Genomic DNA, 18,610 nt, shown 5'->3' with positions numbered 1-18,610 from the left:
TTGGTATGAAGAAGAGCAATTGGCTTGTGGCGGCCTTGGCCGTAGTGGCCAGCGCCGTGCTTTTGGGGCTGTGGTTCCAGTTGGGCTTCAACCACGTTGACGATCCGGTGGACATCATCGTCGCCGTTGTGTGGTGGGCCGTGGTGGCGGGCGTGATCGCCGCCATCATGTGGGCTGAGCATCGCCGCCGCGAAAAGATGCGCCTGGCATTCATCGGCGCCGGTTTGGTGTACAACCCCGAGCGCGGCCTGGTTCTGGTGGACGAGAAGGACGCCGAGCTGGATGCCCTGCAGGAGACCCTGCAGAACATGAGCTATCCCACGAAGATTGTGGAGTTGGCCGATCATGTTCGTCCGGCATTCCGCTGGGTGGTGCGTTCGCAGCGCTTTGAGAACAACGGCGAAGTTTGGGAGGGTGAGGTGCTGCCCGCCCACGACCCCGACGGCAAGCCCGTCCGCTTCAGCGGCCGCGACGAGCTGGCCCATCTGATCGCCGCTTAAAGCGATCTCCCCAAGTACAAAGGACGGCTCCCATGAGGGCCGTCCTTTTGCGTTTAGTGGAAGATCTACCAAAGGATCGAAAGACCCCAAAGCGCTAGCAGGTGGGCGGGGTAGTAGCAGTAGAAGAGCCACTTCAAAGGACGCCCTCGCTGCCCGTTGTAGGCCAGCATGAGCAGGGTGGCCAGGGCGAACCCGAGGGTGTAGTAGCCCAGTGTGCCAAGGCTTGCCGTGGTGCCGGGGGCGGCCATAATGGAGTGGGATTCACTGGCGCCCGCATCTGCCTGAGCGGGGGACTCTATGCTGGCATCGCCGATAGTGGCGTTTTTCGGTGCTCCCATAAGCTGTTCGGCCAGGATGGGTTCGGTTCCGTTCGTAGCGGTCGAAACTTCCGCTACCGCCCACTGAAGGGCCGGCAGCCCTAAGGCCAGCAAAGGCACCAGCATGGCCAAGGCCACGCCGTGGGGCCGCTGGCGCAGGGAATGGAACAGCAGGATCATAATGGGACCGATGATGCCCCAGTCGCACCAAGCGCTGAGGATGACCCCGCCCACCACCACGGCGCCGTAGGCAATGCGGTTGCGCAGTTGGTCGCCGGCCCACAGCAGGCCGAGGCCGATAAGCAGTGTGACCAGCACATTTGCCGTAGCGCCCCACAGAAGCGAGTAAGGAATCTGCGACACCAAGGCGAAGGCCGCCAGCCGGCCGGCATACCGGCGAATGTTTGAGGTGTGGCGGTATCCCTCGCATAGCAGGAAGGCCATGATGGGGAACGTGAGGCCGCCGAACGTGCAGAATGCCACCGTCAGCCACCCGGGCATCGCAGTGGCGAACACGTTTGCCACGTGGTTGCACGTCATGCCTGCGATGGCGGCTACTTTCAGCCCAAACGCACTCACGCCGCCCGACTGTCGCACCCGTGCCTCCCTTTCCGTCGATTCTCCCCATTATACCGTTCCGCAGAGGTGCCCGTTTCTGCGCGGCGCCTGGGCATGATGCTCGGGCCCTCGCATTGTTTCAAATAGTTTCAAAAGACTCTTGAAATAGTTTCACAGATCATTATAATGAAACTACTTGAAACTTCTAGGAGGCGAGCTCTATGGATGCTTACGCGTTCAATCTTGAAGAATACATCGCCTTTGCTCGCCTTGCGGGAACCGACACCGAGGGGGTTGAGGTAAAAGCGGCGGCGGGAGGCCTTCCCAAGAACATCGTGGAAACCCTAAGTGCGTTCGCGAATACCAGCGGCGGCATTCTCGTGTTGGGCTTGGCGGAGAGCCAGGGGTTCACGCCGGTGGAAGGGTTCGATGCGCGTTCCGTAGCCGACGGATTGGCTCAGGCATGCAGCCAGAAAATGATGCCGCCGATTCGAGCTTCCATCGATATTGTTCCGTTCGAGGGCGCGCCCGTGGTTGTGGCGATAGTGCCCGAGACTGTTCCCTATGAAAAACCCTGCTACGTGAAAGCGCGCACGGTGTACGAGGGCTCGTTTGTGCGGATGGGAGATGGCGACCGCCGCCTGAGCCCCTACGAGGTAGACCGCATCATGGAAGGCGCCCACTGCCCGCAATTCGATTGCGCGGTGGTGCCTGAAGCCGATATGGAGGAGTTCGATTCCGAGCTTCTCAGTCTGTTCCTGATATTCCAGCGGCAAGAGTCATCGCGGGCGTTCAAGGATATGAGCGATGATGAAATTCTCGAAGCCACGAAGGTAGCCGCCCGCGATGAGGCCGGTACGCTTAGGCCCACCCTTGCTGGCCTTATGGCTCTGGCGCGATATCCGCAGCGACACTACCCCCGCGCGTATGTTTCCTTCGCACGGTATCCAGGCACGTCGAAAGCTGATGTGACGCTGGAGGGAATCCGCTTCATGGACTCCAAGAATCTTACGGGGCCCATTCCCCTTATGATCTCGGAGGCGATGAATTGCGTGCGCCGCAACATGAAGCGCGTGTCGAAGATGGAGGGGGCATTCCGTGTTGAGGAATGGGAATACCCTGAAACAGCTGTGCGCGAGGCCATTGCCAACGCGCTTCTGCATCGAGACTATTCGCCCGAGGGCTTGCGGTCGCAAGTTCAGGTGAACATGTACGACGATCGCATCGAAATCATGAGCCCAGGAGGTCTGTGCGGGGAAATGACCGTGGAACGCCTGGGTGAGCTGGGAGCATCGTTCTCCCGCAATGCCGTTCTTTCTCGGGTGCTGGAGTCCACTTCGTACCTTGCGGGCTTCGCCGAGCAGGGGAAGGTGGTGGAGAACAAGGGCACGGGCTACTTCCAAATGTGCGCAAGTTTGCAAAAGGCAGGGCACCCTGCACCGGTAGCGCGCGATTACATCAGCGTGTTTGTGGTGGACCTGTACAAGAAGGGCGCCGCGGCCGACGTTCGATGGGAAAGCTCGTCTCCGCTTCCGCGTTTGGAGTCACCGCTGCAGCGGGCCATGCGCAAAGCGGAGCAGCACTACCCTGAGCGCATCGTGCGCACGGTGACAGATTTTGCTGGAGAGAGCGGCGAAGCGGTTACGATTCACGTGGTGGAGAGCGGGTCGGTGGAATTCGACATCGTATCTTTTATGGATGAGGCCGATGAGCCGGTGAAATCAAGCCAGCTGATTGAGAGCTTGGGGAGGTCGAAAGCCACCATCAGCCGCGCTTTGAATCGATTGATCGAGAAGGGGGTGGTGCAACGGCTGGGAGGTCGGAAGGGGCCGGGGATCATGTATCGTCTAACGCGTAACGCGCTGTGACGAGGTGCGTGCGAGTGGCGCCTCTGCGAGGTTGGTGGCTTGCAGTTTCCGTGGTAGTAGCGCGCAGGCGGCGTACGGGGCGTTTCGGTCGTGCTAGGATGCCCGCATGAACAGAAACGAAGCGCTTCACATACTTGGTCTGGAAGATGACGCCACGGCCGATGATATTAAGATCGCCTATCGAGAGACGGTTCAGATTCTGCATCCCGACAAGTTCGCAGGAAACGAGAAGCTGCAGAACCGCGCCACCGAGCAGTTCAAGCGCCTGCAAGAGGCTTACGAGCTGCTGAGCTCCGGTGCCGGCAGCGCTGGCCGTGGTCGGAGCGGTCGTGCGAGCTCGGCTAACTCTTCTGGCGCCGCGCGCTCGTGGACGGAAACCGAGGGCGATGTGGAGGTGGAATATCTCACCGAGGCCGAGATCAAGGCGCGGCTGGCAGGTATTGCCGCGGCGCGCGCCCAGCTGGTAGCCCAGCGCGATACCGTTTCCGACGAGCGCCGCAACGGCCTTGCCATGGCAGCTATCGGCGCCGTGGCGGCGCTGTTCACCATTCGGCGACCCTTTGGCATTTTCGGATTCATTGCCGCCATGGCGGTGCCCGCTACTATTTGGGGCATCGTGCAGGTGGTCAGCGCCCAGCGCAACCTGAACACCTTGAATGCGCATTTGGAGCAACTTACCGAAGAGCGCAAGGAATACGAAGCCCTTCTAGACGAGTAAGGCCGCGTAGATCTATCTCGTGGCGGCGGTTGTCGCCCGGGTGCCGTCTGCGATACCCCTGCTTAAACCGCGCCGTAAAGCGCTATAATTTCTGCCGCCCCAAACCGAAACGAAAGAAGATTCATGAAGCAAGAGAACATCCGCAACGTTGCTATTATCGCCCATGTTGACCACGGCAAGACCACGCTGGTCGATCGTCTGCTGTGGGCATCGCACGTGTTCCGCGACAATCAGCAGGTGGCCGAGCGCGTGCTCGACTCCAACGACCAGGAGCGCGAGCGCGGCATCACCATCCTCTCCAAGAACATCTCCATCAACTACAAGGGCGTGAAGATCAACGTCATCGACACCCCGGGCCACGCCGACTTCGGCGGCGAAGTGGAGCGCGTGCTGAACATGGCCGACGGTGCCCTGCTTATTGTTGATGCCTACGAGGGCCCGAAGCCCCAGACCCGCTTCGTGCTGTCTCATGCCTTGGAGCGCGGCCTGCGCATCGTGGTGGTGGTGAACAAGATCGACCGTCCCAATGCCGACCCCGAGGGCGCAGTGGACAAGGTGTTCGACCTGATGGTGGAACTGGGTGCGACCGACGAGCAGCTCGATTTCCCCGTGGTGTACGCCTCGGCCGTGAACGGCTATGCGCGGATGGCCCCCGATGACGATAACATGGACATGGTGCCCCTGCTGGACACCATTGTGAGTGAGATTCCCGCTCCCGATGTGGATATCGACGGTCCGGTGGCTCTGCAGGTGTGCACGGTGGACCATTCCAGCTATGAGGGCCGCATTGGCGTGGGCCGCTTGGTCAGCGGTACGCTGCACGAAAAGGAGCAGGTGCTGGTGGTGAAGCCCGACGGTACCCAGCGCCGCGCGCAGATCCGCAAGGTGTACACCTTCGAGAACCTGGGCAAAGCCGAGGTGACCGCTGCTGACGCCGGCGATATCGTGGCCGTTATCGGCATCGAGGATGCCGACATCGGCGACATCATCACCGACATCGAGAACCCCGTGGCCATGGAGCCCATCGCCGTGGAGGAGCCCACGATGGCGGTTGTGTTCGAGGCTTCTTCCAGCCCGTTAGTGGGCCGCGAGGGCGAGATCGTGGGCGGCCGCCAGCTGAAGGAGCGCCTCATGCGCGAGAAGGAGAGCAACATCTCCATGCGCATCAACGAGCTCGAGGACAAAACGGGCATCGAGGTGGCCGGCCGTGGCGTGCTGCATCTGTCGGTGCTGATGGAAACCATGCGCCGCGAGGGCTTCGAGTTCCAGGTGGGTCGTCCGCGTGTGGTGTACAAAACCGCCGACGACGGCAGCAAGCTGGAGCCCATCGAGGAGGCCACGGTGGATGTGCCCAACGAGTACGCGGGCAAGGCCATCGAGGTTATGGGCACTGCTGGCGGCATCATGGAGGACATGTCCTCCGACGAGACCATGACGCACCTCACTTTCAGCATCCCGTCGCGCGGCACCATGGGTCTGAAGACTCGCATCCTGAACGCCACTCGCGGCGAGGCCATGCTGTTCCACCACTTCAAGGAGTATGGCCCCTATTCCGGCGAGATGGCCGGTCGCAAGAACGGCGGCATGATCGCCATGTCCACCGGCAAGGCCGTGGCCTACGCGCTGGACACTCTGCAGGAGCGCGGGCGTTTGTTCGTCGGCCCGGGCGACGAGTGCTACGAGGGCATGATCGTGGGCGAGTCGGCCAAGGAAGGCGACATGGTGGTGAACGTCGAGAAGACGAAGAGCCTGGGCAACCAGCGCTCCAGCTCGGCCGACAAGGCCATCCAGCTGACGCCGCCCATCACCTTCACGTTGGAAGAGGCCCTGGAGTACATCGAGGATGACGAGCTGGTGGAGGTCACTCCGCAGTCCATTCGTCTGCGTAAGCGCCTGCTTTCCGCTACCGACCGCAAAAAGGCCGCGAAGAAGTAGCCGAGCGCTGCCTAATTTCATAGTTGCCTTGTGCAATCCCCACGTCGTTTACTCATGGTTGACGTGGGGATTGTTCTTTCTGTAATTGACGAACCGTGAATCAAAAGTGGGCAAATTGTGCGTCAGTTGTTACCTCATGGGCAGCATGGGAAAATGCAGTTCGAAATCATCTGGAACTGTCTTTAAATGCACCAGCAACGAAGCCGACGGTTCCGGTCGCCTATGAGGAAGGGTCTTATGAAAAAACTGTCCTTTGCGAAATCGTTCGCCACGGTCGGGCTGGCCGCAGTGTGCGCAGTGAGTGTGCTTGGATGTTCCGACGGCAACGCCGGTGCCCCCAAGCAGACTTATACGGGTGGCGTGGCTGCTACCGTTAATGGCGTTGAGATTCAGGAAGACACCGTTACCCAGGCCATTCAGGACATTCGCACCCAGCTGGGCGTTACCGATGAGCAGTCGTGGGGCGAGTGGATGGCCGCCAACGACTACACGCCCGAGTCGGTGCGCGAGGAAATGATCAACGGTTACATCGACCAGGAACTGATCAAGCAGGGCGCTGCTGCCCAGGAGATCAGCGCCGACGACAACCAGGTGAACGAGTACGTCGATTCCATGCGCAGCAACTACGACTCCGATGAGGCGTGGTCCCAGGCGCTGGAGTCGGTGGGCATGACCGAGGACGAGTACCGCGACAACATCGAGCTGTCGCTGATGACCCAGCAGCTGAAGACCAAGGTGGCCGAGAACGCCGAGGATCCGGCCGATGAGGACGTGCTGACTTCGGCCCAGACGTACGTGTCCAGCTATTCCGGCGCGAAGAAGTCGTCCCACATTCTGTTCGATGCCAGCGATGAGGCCCTGGCCCAGGAAGTGCTGGAGAAGGTTCAGTCGGGCGAGCTCGATTTTGCCACGGCGGCCGAGTCTTATTCCAAGGACACCGCTTCGGCGGCCGATGGCGGCAACGTGGGCTGGGACAAGCTGAACAACTTCGTGTCCGAGTACACCACGGCTCTGGCCGACCTGGAGAAGGACCAGATCAGCGGTCTGGTGCCCAGCACTTATGGCATTCACATCATCAAGTGTACCGATGTGTTCGAGGCTCCGGAGAGCCTGGAGAGCCTGGACCAGCTGCCGGCTGAGTTCCAGGACGCCCTGAGGGCTATGGCGAAGTCGAACAACGAGTCGCAGGCCTATTACACCTGGCTGGAAGAGCAGCGCAACGCTGCCGAGATCGTGATCAACGACATGCCCGAGGGCCTGCCCTACTACGTGGACATGGCGAACTACGAGAAGGCCGACGAGGACACGTCCGGCGCCATCACCGGTGTCGACGAGGACGGCAACCCGGTCACTATCGACAGCACAGTAGTGGGCGAGGAAGGCGCCGAAGAGGGCGGCGACGATACCGTGGCCGACGGTGTTGCCGAGGGCGGCGAAGCCGCCGAGGGTGAGGCCGAGGATGCCGCCAACGAGGTGGCCGACGGCACCGAGCAGCCCGCTGAGGGCGACGGCTCCGACGCAGTCGCCGACCAGCCGGCCGAAGGCACGACCGACCAGCCTACCGAGGACGCCGCCGAGTAGCCTCGCGCGCAACCTCCTTCCTCAGAACAACCCCCAAGCGCCCGTTCCGCGGGCGCTTTTTTATTTTCTGTTTGCAACTTACGATTCAAGCTGAAGCGCAGATGGGACGGACGTCGCTGTCTTTCGGTGATCGTCTTTACAAGTCGAACGATGTGTCAATAAGCAGACATCTTCGGTGACTTGTAAATTGTTCCCTTCGAGAACTTTTGGGAATCTTTACTCCGTTGCGAGAAGGAGCAAGGAGGATTTTCATGAGTTTGAATCGCAGAACGTTCATCAAGGGTACGGCATTTGCCGGAGGGGCCGCCGCTCTTTTGGGATTGGCTGGATGTGCCCCCGCCGCATCCTCTGATGTTAAGGCCGCTGATACGGGTTCTTCTGCATCGGGATGGCGCACTGCCCCCGATCCCATTCCCGATGACAAGATTACGGAAACGGTAGAGGCCGACCTGGTGGTCGTCGGCGCGGGCAACGCCGGCTGCGTGGCTGCCGTGTCGGCTGTTGAGGACGGCGCTTCGGTAGTGTTGCTGCAGAAGGGCTCTACTGTGTTCTGCCATGGCGACGTGTGGGCCGCCAACGGCACCACAGTTCAGGAGGCCGCAGGTGTGAAGCAGGACGGCTGGGAAGTGGTGAACGACCTGGAACTGGGCGCCGAGAACCGAGCCAAAGTTGAAGTGCTGCGCAATTGGGTGAATTACAGCGGCGAGGTCGCAAATTGGCTGATTCCCAAGATCGAGGACTACGGCATGGGGCCGGTAATCGTAGATGTTCCCGTAGAGGCCGACGATGAGTGGAATCACGGGTTCCCTGTTGTTCACCTGATGGGAGGTGCCAACGGAGCGCACAACACCTTCCCTGGATTCATGCAATACATGGTAGACAACGCCGATGCGAGCTTGTTGGATGTTCGCTACGACAGTCCGGCTGTACAGCTGCAGCGCGATGAGTCGGGCAAGGTTGTGGGCGTGATCGCCGAGCAGAAGGGTGGCGGTTATCTGCTTTGCAAGGGCGCTAAGGGAATTATCCTGGCCGCTGGCGACTATGGCAACGACCCCGAGATGCGCGACGAGTTCCTTCCCCATGCCATTGGCTTGCCTGCAGGCTACAGCAATACCTACGATACGGGCGACGGCCACAAGATTGGCTTCTGGGCTGGTGCCGCCATGCAGCAGGGGCCTCATGCGTGCAATATCCATTACGACCCGGGTATCAACGTGCCCGAGTATCCGGGCACGCTCATGCCATGGCTGCGCGTCAACAAGAATGGCGAACGTTTCAGCAATGAGGATCGTCCCTACGAGCAGCTGTACGCCAAGGATGTCGCCCAGCCCGATTGCATGCATTTCCAGGTGTTCGATGCGAATTACGCAACCGATGTGAAGTCGATGGGAACGAGCGGCTTCATGCGCGGCGACTGGGAAGCCATTGTTCCCGCCGCCATTGAAGCGGGTGACATCTATCAGGGCGATACGCTGGAAGAACTGGCCGAGGCCATGGGTGTGCCCGCCGATGCGTTCGTTGCCACGGTGACACGCTATAACGAGCTGTGCGAAAAGGGTTACGACGAGGATTTCGGCAAGCAGGCGCGTCGCCTGAAGCCCGTCGCCCAGGCGCCGTTCTACGCTTTGGCACGCCAGCCTGTGTGCCTGACCCCTCTGGGCGGTTTGGAGGTTAACGGCGATATGCAGGTGCTGGACACCGAAGGCAATGTTATCGAAGGCTTGTACGCGGCAGGCAACAACTCAGGCAACTTCTTTGGAGGCCTGGTGCAGCGGATGAGCGCCGGCGGTATGGGCGTTGGTCGCGCGGTACTTACGGGTCGCGTGGCGGCAAAGCGCGCCTTGGGCATTAACTACTAGTCCCCTCCCGTGGTGGTGGCCGGCGGGAAAGCTGGTCACCACCACTTTCAGTGTCGGGGGGGGGTGCCAGTGCAAGGGTTTGCAACCGAATCTGTGTCTTCCAGATAGGGGGAGAGAATCATGGGTCGGCAAAGATCGAACCGCTTCACGATAACCTCGGCTGGCTCCTGGCACCCGTTTTCAACCCATTCAAAGGTCATTTCATTGGTGGCAAATACGACCATTTTGAGCGCATAGACTTTATCCTCAGTATCGAACACCGCCCCGCGCAGCTCGCATTTGTGCCGGAACTCGTGGTACATCCGATCTTTAAGATAAAACCGCAAGGACGAGCGATCGTATGATGACAGCACGTTGCGATAGTAATCTTTGTCGGCGGCGTAAATCTCGAGGTGCTGAATTCCCGATTCCAGCCATGTGGTAATGCGATCTCGGTGGCCTTGGGCTACCGGCGCAAAGCTTTGCTCATAGATTTGAATAGAGAGATCGTACTTATCGAGAAAGTGATTGTAAAAAGCCTGACGGCTGAGCCCCGTTTCACGAACAAGCTCAGCAACGGTAACCTTATCGATGGGCTTTTCGGCGACGATCTTCTTAAAAGCGTCCATGAAGGTCTCTCTGGTGCGCAAAAATCCTCCCCCAAGTGTTTTCTGGTGCGATGTTTGAAGAAGTGGTGAGCAAGTATTCGTATTGTAGCACCCTCGCAGGAAAAACTTCTTGAGTGCGGGCGGCGGCTGCGCTATAATTTTTAGGCACTTCGCTTCGGCGGGGTGTGGCTATGTGGAGAGGTGTCCGAGCTGGCCGAAGGAGCACGATTGGAAATCGTGTATGCGCCAAAAGCGTATCCGGGGTTCAAATCCCCGCCTCTCCGCCAGAGTTTATTCGCGAGCCGTTAAGGCTCGCTTCTCTATAGCGCCCGATTCGCGGCGCGAAACGATGTCGGTTTCGACGGCATCAAAGTCGCCTCGGCGGCGTTTCACCCCATGCGGAGGGGTGGCAGAGTGGTTGAATGCGGCGGTCTCGAAAACCGTTTCACCGGTAACCCCGGTGACGAGGGTTCGAATCCCTCCTCCTCCGCCATTTGATTTTCCATAACAGTAGACGTGCTTTGCGGGAAAATTTGTTGCAACTTCGTCTCACGAAGCTGCACCGCTCGCTGGCTATGGCAACAAAATGAGCGGGTTGGTCATTTTTTCGAAACGCGGCCTTCCGTACAATAGGGAAAATCGTAAGTTCGCGTCGAAGGAACCACCCATGCCGGTCATTGATGCCCATTCTCATATTTACCCCGAGAAAATCGCCGCAAAGGCTTCCGATGCTGTGGGCGACTTCTACCACGTGGAAATGGCCGCGCCCGTGGCTTCGGCTGACGCGCTCATGGCGGCATGCGAGGGAACGCCCATCACGCACCATTTGGTGCATTCGGTGGCCACAACGCCAGGTCAGGTGGAGACCATCAATGACTTCATCGCCGACCAGTGCGCTCGGCACCCCGAGTTCATCGGCTTCGCCACGATGCACCAGGATTACGAGGATATCGAAGCCGAGATCGACCGCGCTATCAAGCTGGGCTTGAAGGGCGTGAAGATTCATCCCGACACGCAGAAGGTGGACATGGACGACCCGCGGCTCATGCGGCTGTACGAGGTTATCGAGGGACGCTTGCCTATTGTCATCCACACGGGCGACTACCGCTACGACTATTCGCATCCGCGGCGCCTGAAGAGAATTTTGCGCACGTTCCCCAAGCTGGTGGTGGACGCGGCGCATTTCGGCGGCTGGTCGGTGTTCGACTACGCGCTGGAGTATTTGGAAGACGAGAACTGCTACGTGGACACGTCGAGCGCGCTGGAGTTCCTGGGTCCGCGCCGTGCGGTGGAGCTTGCGCGCGCCTACGGAGTGGAACGCGTGATGTTCGGCAGCGACTTCCCCATGTGGAACCCTGCCACCGAGTACAACATGCTGGCGGCGATGCCCTTCACTGAGGAAGAATTCGAAGCTATCACCTGGCACAATGTCGAACACTTCATTGGCCAAAAAATTAAGTAGCTGCTGCTCAACTTAGACAGCACAAGAATCCCGACGCGCGCTACGGGGAGGGAGTTGCGCGCGTCGGGACTCGTTTTATCGCAATAGAGTATGCATCGCTTAGACTTGCTCGGCTAGATACTTACCGGTCAAATAGCCGTAAGTGAGGGCAGCAGCATGGCTGGCTCCCGACAACGTAAAGGGGTAGTCCTCCACGAAGCGTCCGCCTTGCACGTTGCCAACGGCAAACAGGCCGGGAATGGGCTCCGAATCGTCGTTGAGCACGCGAGCGTTGTCGTCGGTTACGAGGCCGCCCATGGTAACGAGCAATCGCATGCAGCTCACATCTTCCACCGACGTGTGCTTGAGCATATCGTAGGTGATCGCGTAGAAGGGAGGATCGACCACGGGGAACATCTTCTCTGCTGCCTTGCCGAAATCCTCATCGACTCCTTTTTCGCACAGCTCGTTGTAGCGCGCGACCGCTGCGGTTAAATTCTGGGTGGCATCTGCGCTGAGTTCCAGCTGAGAGGCGAGCTCTTCGAGTGAATCGGCTTGAGCTGAAAAACCCTCGCCGTCGCCATAGCTGCGGATGTTTTCCATGACCATCTCGAGCATCGGGTACTGCTCGGGCCAGTGGCTGTCTATGATTTGGAAAACCTTGCTGCCTGGTTGGTTCTGCATGACCTTAGCGATATTGGTCATGCTGAGGTCTTCGTTGGTGAAGCGCTCGCCGTGCTCGTTGACCTGCAGGAAGAACTCCTGGCCGAACTGGAGAATATGAGCCATTACCGCATGGGGTCCCACGTCCAGGTGGCCGCCGACGTTCATGCCCATCTGCTGGCCGTCGCCGGTATCGGCGGGGTTGCCGTCGTGATCCGTCACCTCGTATGAGAACAGGAATTTGTCCTGGTTCTTCAGAATCCACGGAGCATACTGCCCCAGCATTTTCTCGTTGTGGGAATAGCCGCCCGTGGCGAGCACCACGCCCTTGGAGACACGATAACGCGTGTAGCCCTCGCCCTCATCATTGCGGCAGATCACGGCGGTTATCTGGCCGTCAGCAGCCTCGAGCTTCACGGCTGGCGAATAGAATTGCACCTGCGCGTTGCCGGTGGCCACGGCTGCATCGACATTGGCCTGCAGAACGGGCGTATGGGTCTCGTCGCCTCCGCTGATGCAGCAGCATCCGGCAAAGAGGCGCTCGTGGTCGATGCCGAAGCGATAGATGCCGCTCGTGAGCGTATCGGCGCAGACGAACAACTGACTAGGATCTTCGGGAAGCTCGTCTTCCATGCCGAGCCACAGGAGTCCGTCGTATGCGGAGGTGTACCACTCGAAAGCCTCTCCGCAGTTCTTCAGCCACTTCGTGGTTATGCGATAGTCTGCGCGATGCGACATTTGCGTCATGAGCTCGTTGGCCACCTCGGTGGGGCTGATGTCCTCGATTCCGATGGAGCGCGTCTTCTCGGTGCCGAAGGCGGCGAACATGTTCGAGCGAGCACTGGGCTTGCTGCCCTTCTCGACGCCGACTACCTTGAGTCCTCCTTCAGCGGCAGAACGCAGGGCTCCTACCCCCGCCACGCCCAGGCCAACCACGCACACGTCGCAATCAACCGTCTCGATAATCTTGTCCTCGGGGATGTCGGTTTCCACCAGGGTGCCAGTGTCAGCGAGGGCGGTATTCTCGTCATCGAGATTATCCGACGGCTGCTTCGGGGCGCAACCGACGAGGCCGGTGCCGGCGGCCGAGGCGCCTGCCAGGCCGAGTGCTGCTAAAAAGCTTCGACGGCTGATTGATCCCTTCTTCCCAAACTCCTTCATCGTCACGGTACCCTCCTTTTGTCGTATATCAGGACGGCACCTATATCACCGCATTCGGAAGTCGTGCAAAACAGGAGAAACGTATGAAATACAAGAAAAAGCACCCTATACGAAAAGTACGACAATCATCTGACCAGGTGGTTTATTCCTTCGAGGTCGTTTCAACGAGTGAGATAAGCTCTTGGCGCGAATGGACGCCGCATTTGGTGTAGATGTGCTGCAGGTGAGATTTCACCGTGCTCTCGCTGATTACGAGCTTCTCTGCAATGTAGGGGGCGCTTCGTCCGACGATATAGAGATTGAACACATCGCGTTCGCGAGCAGTCAGGCCCATGCTGTCGCTGAATGATTCAAGGGGACGACCCGAGAGCGAGGTGAGCTTCGCGCCGCCGCTTGCGGACAACAGCAGCGACATGGTTCGATCCTCCAGAATCCAAATGGATGCCACGACGAGAAGAAGGGCCATGAAGAGCATGGCGACCCTGCTTGCGATGTGGGGTCCGAAAAAAGCGGAAGCCAGCAGGGGGAGGGACCCTAAAGTCCCCACACACCAGGCAGTGGCTAAGATTCTCACACGAGTACCAGGATACAGCCGCCCCAGGAGCAATCCCATGTAGAGGGCGCCGCATTCCAAAAGAGAGTATGCGATGCCGGCCAACACGTAGGCAAGGTAGGTGAGAGTCGATGAGAACAGCACTAAGATAAGAGCGGCCAGCGAAAGGGTCGCAACTACTTTCGTCCATACCGACAGATTGAAGTCTCGCCCGCGGTTAAAGAGCCAGAGCACGAGTGCGAGCGATATGGCGGTAATGATGAAGGGGAACATCTCGCCTTCTGCCTGCTGCAGGAAGACCGAGTACTGCAAGGATCCTACCACCAGTCCGATAACAAAAAAGCTGCAGAGGATTTTCGCCAACGAAGATGGCTCGAGGGTAAAAGACCGCTCGGCCTCCGATGAGGAAGGCGCGGGGCGCTGGATGAGGCAAAGTGCCACCGCAGAAGCTGCCACGCTCATGCCGGCGAGGGCTTGGCACCATGACGCAGGCAGAAGCGAGGGGAGAATCGCCGCCGCCGATGCGAGCACCTCGACCTCTATCATCAGTTCGACAATGCCGATATCGCGCTGGGCGCAGACTGCCGCCAGCCAGCAGAAAAGAAGAACGGTTCCCCCGGCAGACATGAGGATGAGTCCGAAAATGGAGAGGGGCTCTCCTGTGCCTTGCACGGCCAAGCCCATTAGGCAGCACGAGGCGCTTGTTATGGCGAGGGGAACACTCGCAAGCGCGCGTCTCCCTCGGCTGCCTGCGATGATCAAAGCACAAGAAACGAGGGAGGCGACGGCTACGTCTACAATGGTCGCCGGCACGCTGCCTTGTCCCAGGGGAAGATACAAGGAAATCTCGTAGGGCGCCTCAAATGACTGGGCCGCCAGAAGGGCGGAGATGCCCGCCACAGCTATCAGGAGATTTCTGCCGAGCCACCGCCCGTGATTGCGCTGCAACGGTATGTCCCTTCTTGTTGTGGCCCTCGATCATACGGGGACATTATACATGGGGCCGTCGCTCGGTCGAAGGGCGGCCCGAAGACCGCCCGGATACGAAGCTCTCGGGGCCGCCCGCTACTCCTCGTCGGGGCGGTCGATGGCCATGCAGATGCGGTCGATGCGCAGGCGGTCCATGGTCAGCACGGTAAAGGTCACCTTGGTGCCACGGTGCTCCAGCACGGCCACATCGCCCTCGGCGGGGATGCGGTCGAACAGCTTCAGCAGCAGGCCGCCGGCGGTTTCCACCTCGTCGGCCTCCTCGGGCTCGAAGCCCAAAAGCTCCACCAGGTCGTTGATGGCCAGCGTGCCGTTGATCTGGTAGGTGCCGTCGGGCAGTTCTTCCACGTCGTCGTCGGTGTCGTGCACGTACTCGTCGTCGATGCGGCCCACGATCTGCTCCATGATGTCGCTCATGGTGACGATGCCGGCCGTGCCGCCGTGCTCGTCCACCACCACGCAGATCTTCGTGCAGCGCTCCTGCATGGTCTCAAGCAGCTTCGCGATGGGAATGCTCTCGGGCACCGCGGGCAGCTCGCGCACGTTCCACTCGGAAAGCGGCGTGTCTAGCGGCATGTCCACCAGGTCCTTGGTGTGCACGAAGCCCACGATATGGTCCTTCGATCCGTTGCACACGGGGTAGCGGGAGTACTTGTACTGGCGGATGAGCTCCAGGTTCTCCTCCAGCGTGTCCTCGGTGTCCAGGCAAATCACGTCGGTGCGGGGGGTCATGATGCCCTCGGCGTCCTTGTCGCCCAAGTCGAAGATGTTGTCCACGAACTCGTTCTGCTCCGGGTCGATGAGGCCGCTCTCGGTGGACTCATCGATGAGCAGCTTGATCTCGTCGCCGGTGTACACCTCGTGCTCGTCGGCCGGGTCATGGCCGAACAGGCGCATGACGCCGTTGGTGATGCCGTTGAAAATGACCATGATGGGGTAGGTGATGCGGTAGAACACGCGCAGGGGGCCAGCGGTATGCAGGGCGTACTTCTCGGTGGCGAAAATGGCGAAGGATTTCGGGATAAGCTCGCCCACCACCACATGCAGCGTGGTGACGATGAAGAAGCCCACGGCCACGCAGATGGGATACACGGCCGACTCGGGGAAGCCCCAGGCCAGAAGCGGCGCTTCCAGAATGGCCGACACGGCCGGCTCGCCCAGCCAGCCGATGGCCAGCGAGGCCAGGGTGATGCCCAGCTGGCAGGCGGAAAGGTAGGCGTTGATGTGCGTGGTCACGTCGCGGGCAGCCTCAGCGCCGCGACGCTTCTCGGCCACGGCCATGTCGATCTGGCTCTTGCGCACGCGCACCAGCGCGAACTCGGCGATAACGAAGAACGCGTTCATCAGCAGGAAGAACACGACTAGCAGCAGGCAAACGGCGGTTTGCATAGCGGTAAACACCCCTTCGCGAAGCGGCGGCTGTCGCTTCGTCTCGTTGAAAATATGTGAGTCATATCCTAGGGGATTTTCAGCGCGTACTCTCACAGGTAGCGAAACTGGCATCATATTATTACGAGTGGCGGTGTTGTGGCGGCCCGCCTCCCCGATGCCCCCGGTCTCAGCCGGACACCTCGCCATCCGCCCCTCTGTTCGTTTCGGAAAGCCGCCGCCGTTCCTACAGGAAGCCGACGACTTGGCCGATATACGGGTCTTCTTTCCAGTGATGGTGGTAGAGTAAGCCAGTTTCCATCAAGCATAGAACGAGCGAGCCGGCTCGCGGAGAGAAGGGCCGGCCAGGCAGATGAGGTGTTGCGCATGAAATTGACCCGCAAGCAATGGATGATGCTGACCGTGCTGGTGTTCGGCGCCTTTGTGACGGTGCTGAACCAGACACTGGTCACGCCGGCGTTGCCGTCCATCATGGAGGAGATGTCGGTCGACCAGTCCACGGCCCAGTGGCTCACCACGGGCTTCACGCTGGTGAACGCCATCATGATTCCCATCACGGCGTTCTTGCAGGACCGGTTCTCTACGCGGCGCCTGTTCGTGTTCTCTATGGGCATGTTCGCCCTGGGTACGCTGTTGGCGGCCGTCGGCCTGAACTTCCCCGTGCTGCTGGGAGGTCGTCTCGTGCAGGCGGCCGGTGCCGGCATCCTCATGCCGGTGACCATGACGGTGCTCATGCTAGTGTTCCCCGTCGACCGCCGCGGCTCGGCCATGGGCATCTTCGGCCTCGTCATCGCCTTCGCGCCGGCCATCGGTCCTACCGTGGCCGGTTTCGTCATCGACCAGGCCGACTGGCACATTCTGTTCTACATCATCTTCGGGTTGTCGCTCGTCATCATCGCGGCGTCGCTGTTCCTCGTGGACGACAAGGCGCCCGCGAACAAGGGCGACTCGGTGCTCGATCCGCTGTCGCTGGTGCTGTCTACCCTGGGCTTCGGCCTGATGCTGTACGGTTTCTCGGCTCTGGGCTCGGCGGGTCTCACCCTGGTGCCGCTGCTGACCACTGCCGTCGGCATTGTGGGCGTGGTGTGGTTCTTCGTTCGCCAGACGCGCTTGCCGCACCCCATGCTACGGGTCGATGTGCTGAAGAACCGCCGCTTCCTGGTGGGCACCATCATCGGTATGCTCGTGCAGGGCGCCCTGCTGGCGGCGGGTATTCTCATGCCCATCTACATTCAGTCGCTGCACGGGCTGTCGGCCACGGTATCGGGCCTGGTGCTGATGCCCGGCGCCATCCTCATGGGCGTGATGAACCCCATCGCCGGCAAGTGGTTTGACCGCCACGGCCCGCGCCGCATGGCCATCGTGGGCATGACCCTGCTGACGCTGACCACCTTCGCCTTTGCGCTGCTGAACACGGAAACGAGCATCGTGTACCTTACCGTGGTGTACACCATCCGCATGTTCTCTATGACGCTGGTGAACATGCCCATCACCACCTGGGGTATGAACGCGCTGGACAACAAGGTGATGAACCACGGCACCTCGGTGAACAACACGCTGCGTCAGGTGGCGGGCTCGCTGGGCACCGCCATTATCATCGCCGTGAGCACCCAGGTGCAGAACATCGCGTCGCCCAGTTTCGGCGCGGTGGAGGGCACCATGCTGGGTATCAATGCCGCCTTCCTGGTATGCACGGTGCTGTGCCTGGTGGGCCTGGTGATGACCATCGCCCTGGTGAAGGACAAGCCCGGCGAGGAGGCCGCGGTGGACGAGGGAAACACCCGCAAGTCGCTGCTCATGGCCATCATGAAGACCGACGTGTACTCGCTGCATCAGGACGCCACGGTGGAAGAGGCCATGCGCCTGTTCGTGGAGAAGAACATTTCGGCGGCGCCCATTGTGGATGAGTCGGGCGAGCCGGTGGGCTTCATCTCCGACGGCGACATTCTGAAGCGGCTGAGCCCGCGCAGCAATTCGTTCACTGATCCCATCGTGCTGATCAACCGTACCGTTATGGACGATGAGGGCTACGCCGAAAAGCTGGCGAAGGTGATGCAGATGCGCGCCAGCGAGATCGGAGTGGGCAATCCCATCTGCGTGAGCGTGCATGCCGACCTGACCAATGTGTGCCGCGTGCTGGCCGAGAACCATCTGAAGAAGGTGCCGGTGCTGGAGGACGGCCACATCGTGGGCGTCATCAACCGCAGCGATATCACACAGTATTCCATGGCCGCGTATTTGTCCGAGCACCCGGGGCGCGCCGTGTTCTGCGGCGACGAACCCAGTGGTCAGATGGAAGCTGTGGTGGAATGCGATTGCGAGAAAAAATGCGCTGAAGAGCGCGCCGAGCGTGCTGCCCGCGCCGGCCGTCCTGCTGAACAGTCCGGCACCACGCGCCCAGAGGGCCGCGAGGGGTAGCCACGACGCTCCGAAAACCAAGCAGCCCCGGCGATCAAGGCAACGGGGCTGCTTGAGCTTGGGAAGCCGCGAGGC

At 60.2% G+C, this 18,610-nt stretch carries 13 protein-coding genes and 2 tRNA genes; 10 read left to right on the top strand and 5 right to left on the bottom strand.

The features are described from left to right. Positions 1-5: 5 nt before the first annotated feature. The gene (locus tag VIN30_RS01685) at positions 6-500 is read left to right on the top strand and encodes a hypothetical protein (RefSeq protein WP_326425078.1); all 495 of its coding nucleotides are present in this window, start codon (positions 6-8) and stop codon (positions 498-500) included. Between the two features lie 65 nt (positions 501-565). Here VIN30_RS01685 and VIN30_RS01680 read toward each other — a convergent pair whose 3' ends face one another. Beyond that, the gene (locus tag VIN30_RS01680; RefSeq protein WP_338208767.1) at positions 566-1,414 is read right to left on the bottom strand and encodes a TraX family protein; all 849 of its coding nucleotides are present in this window, start codon (positions 1,412-1,414) and stop codon (positions 566-568) included. Positions 1,415-1,596: 182 nt separating this feature from the next. On the opposite strand from VIN30_RS01680, the gene VIN30_RS01675 reads away from it, so the two are divergent. The 5 genes from VIN30_RS01675 to VIN30_RS01655 all read left to right on the top strand — a co-directional run bounded on the left by VIN30_RS01675 (position 1,597) and on the right by VIN30_RS01655 (position 9,336). Then, positions 1,597-3,243, top strand: a complete 1,647-nt coding sequence (locus VIN30_RS01675) for an ATP-binding protein (RefSeq protein ID WP_326425080.1) — start codon at positions 1,597-1,599, stop codon at positions 3,241-3,243. 106 nt (positions 3,244-3,349) lie between these two features. After that, a complete protein-coding gene (locus VIN30_RS01670) occupies positions 3,350-3,961 on the top strand; it encodes a J domain-containing protein (RefSeq protein WP_326425082.1) in 612 nt (203 codons plus the stop codon). A 123-nt stretch (positions 3,962-4,084) separates the two neighbouring features. Continuing rightward, the gene (typA, locus tag VIN30_RS01665) at positions 4,085-5,896 is read left to right on the top strand and encodes a translational GTPase TypA (protein WP_326425083.1); all 1,812 of its coding nucleotides are present in this window, start codon (positions 4,085-4,087) and stop codon (positions 5,894-5,896) included. A gap of 237 nt (positions 5,897-6,133) precedes the next feature. Beyond that, a complete protein-coding gene (locus tag VIN30_RS01660; protein ID WP_338208764.1) occupies positions 6,134-7,477 on the top strand; it encodes a peptidylprolyl isomerase in 1,344 nt (447 codons plus the stop codon). A gap of 251 nt (positions 7,478-7,728) precedes the next feature. After that, positions 7,729-9,336: an FAD-dependent oxidoreductase gene (locus tag VIN30_RS01655; RefSeq protein WP_326425087.1), complete on the top strand. Its 1,608-nt coding sequence runs from the start codon at positions 7,729-7,731 to the stop codon at positions 9,334-9,336. 47 nt (positions 9,337-9,383) lie between these two features. Here VIN30_RS01655 and VIN30_RS01650 read toward each other — a convergent pair whose 3' ends face one another. After that, entirely contained in the window at positions 9,384-9,944 is a 561-nt protein-coding gene (locus tag VIN30_RS01650; RefSeq protein WP_338208760.1) for a TetR/AcrR family transcriptional regulator C-terminal domain-containing protein, read from the bottom strand. Between the two features lie 174 nt (positions 9,945-10,118). Here VIN30_RS01650 and VIN30_RS01645 point away from each other — a divergent pair. The 3 genes from VIN30_RS01645 (at position 10,119) to VIN30_RS01635 (ending at position 11,385) form a co-directional block, all read left to right on the top strand. Continuing rightward, positions 10,119-10,210, top strand: a tRNA-Ser gene (locus VIN30_RS01645). Between the two features lie 113 nt (positions 10,211-10,323). Further along, positions 10,324-10,416: transfer RNA gene (locus VIN30_RS01640), tRNA-Ser, on the top strand. Positions 10,417-10,590: 174 nt separating this feature from the next. Continuing rightward, complete coding sequence (locus tag VIN30_RS01635; RefSeq protein ID WP_338208758.1) at positions 10,591-11,385, top strand: amidohydrolase family protein; 795 nt, start codon at positions 10,591-10,593, stop codon at positions 11,383-11,385. Between the two features lie 99 nt (positions 11,386-11,484). Here the strand turns inward: VIN30_RS01635 and VIN30_RS01630 are convergent, their stop codons facing one another. The 3 genes from VIN30_RS01630 to VIN30_RS01620 all read right to left on the bottom strand — a co-directional run bounded on the left by VIN30_RS01630 (position 11,485) and on the right by VIN30_RS01620 (position 16,117). After that, the gene (locus VIN30_RS01630) at positions 11,485-13,188 is read right to left on the bottom strand and encodes an FAD-dependent oxidoreductase (protein ID WP_338209085.1); all 1,704 of its coding nucleotides are present in this window, start codon (positions 13,186-13,188) and stop codon (positions 11,485-11,487) included. Positions 13,189-13,330: 142 nt separating this feature from the next. Continuing rightward, on the bottom strand, positions 13,331-14,413 hold the full coding sequence (locus VIN30_RS01625) for a helix-turn-helix transcriptional regulator (RefSeq protein WP_338208756.1): 1,083 nt from the start codon (positions 14,411-14,413) through the stop codon (positions 13,331-13,333). A 393-nt stretch (positions 14,414-14,806) separates the two neighbouring features. Further along, the gene (locus VIN30_RS01620; protein ID WP_338208753.1) at positions 14,807-16,117 is read right to left on the bottom strand and encodes a hemolysin family protein; all 1,311 of its coding nucleotides are present in this window, start codon (positions 16,115-16,117) and stop codon (positions 14,807-14,809) included. Between the two features lie 366 nt (positions 16,118-16,483). Here VIN30_RS01620 and VIN30_RS01615 point away from each other — a divergent pair, with 366 nt between their 5' ends. After that, complete coding sequence (locus VIN30_RS01615; RefSeq protein WP_338208751.1) at positions 16,484-18,535, top strand: MDR family MFS transporter; 2,052 nt, start codon at positions 16,484-16,486, stop codon at positions 18,533-18,535. The last annotated feature ends 75 nt before the right edge of the window (positions 18,536-18,610 follow it).

Origin of the sequence: Adlercreutzia wanghongyangiae, assembly GCF_035989245.1 — a bacterium.
GTDB lineage: Bacteria > Actinomycetota > Coriobacteriia > Coriobacteriales > Eggerthellaceae > Adlercreutzia > Adlercreutzia wanghongyangiae.
Note: the sequence above shows the minus strand (reverse complement) of the source record. Positions and strands in the feature narration are given on the sequence as shown.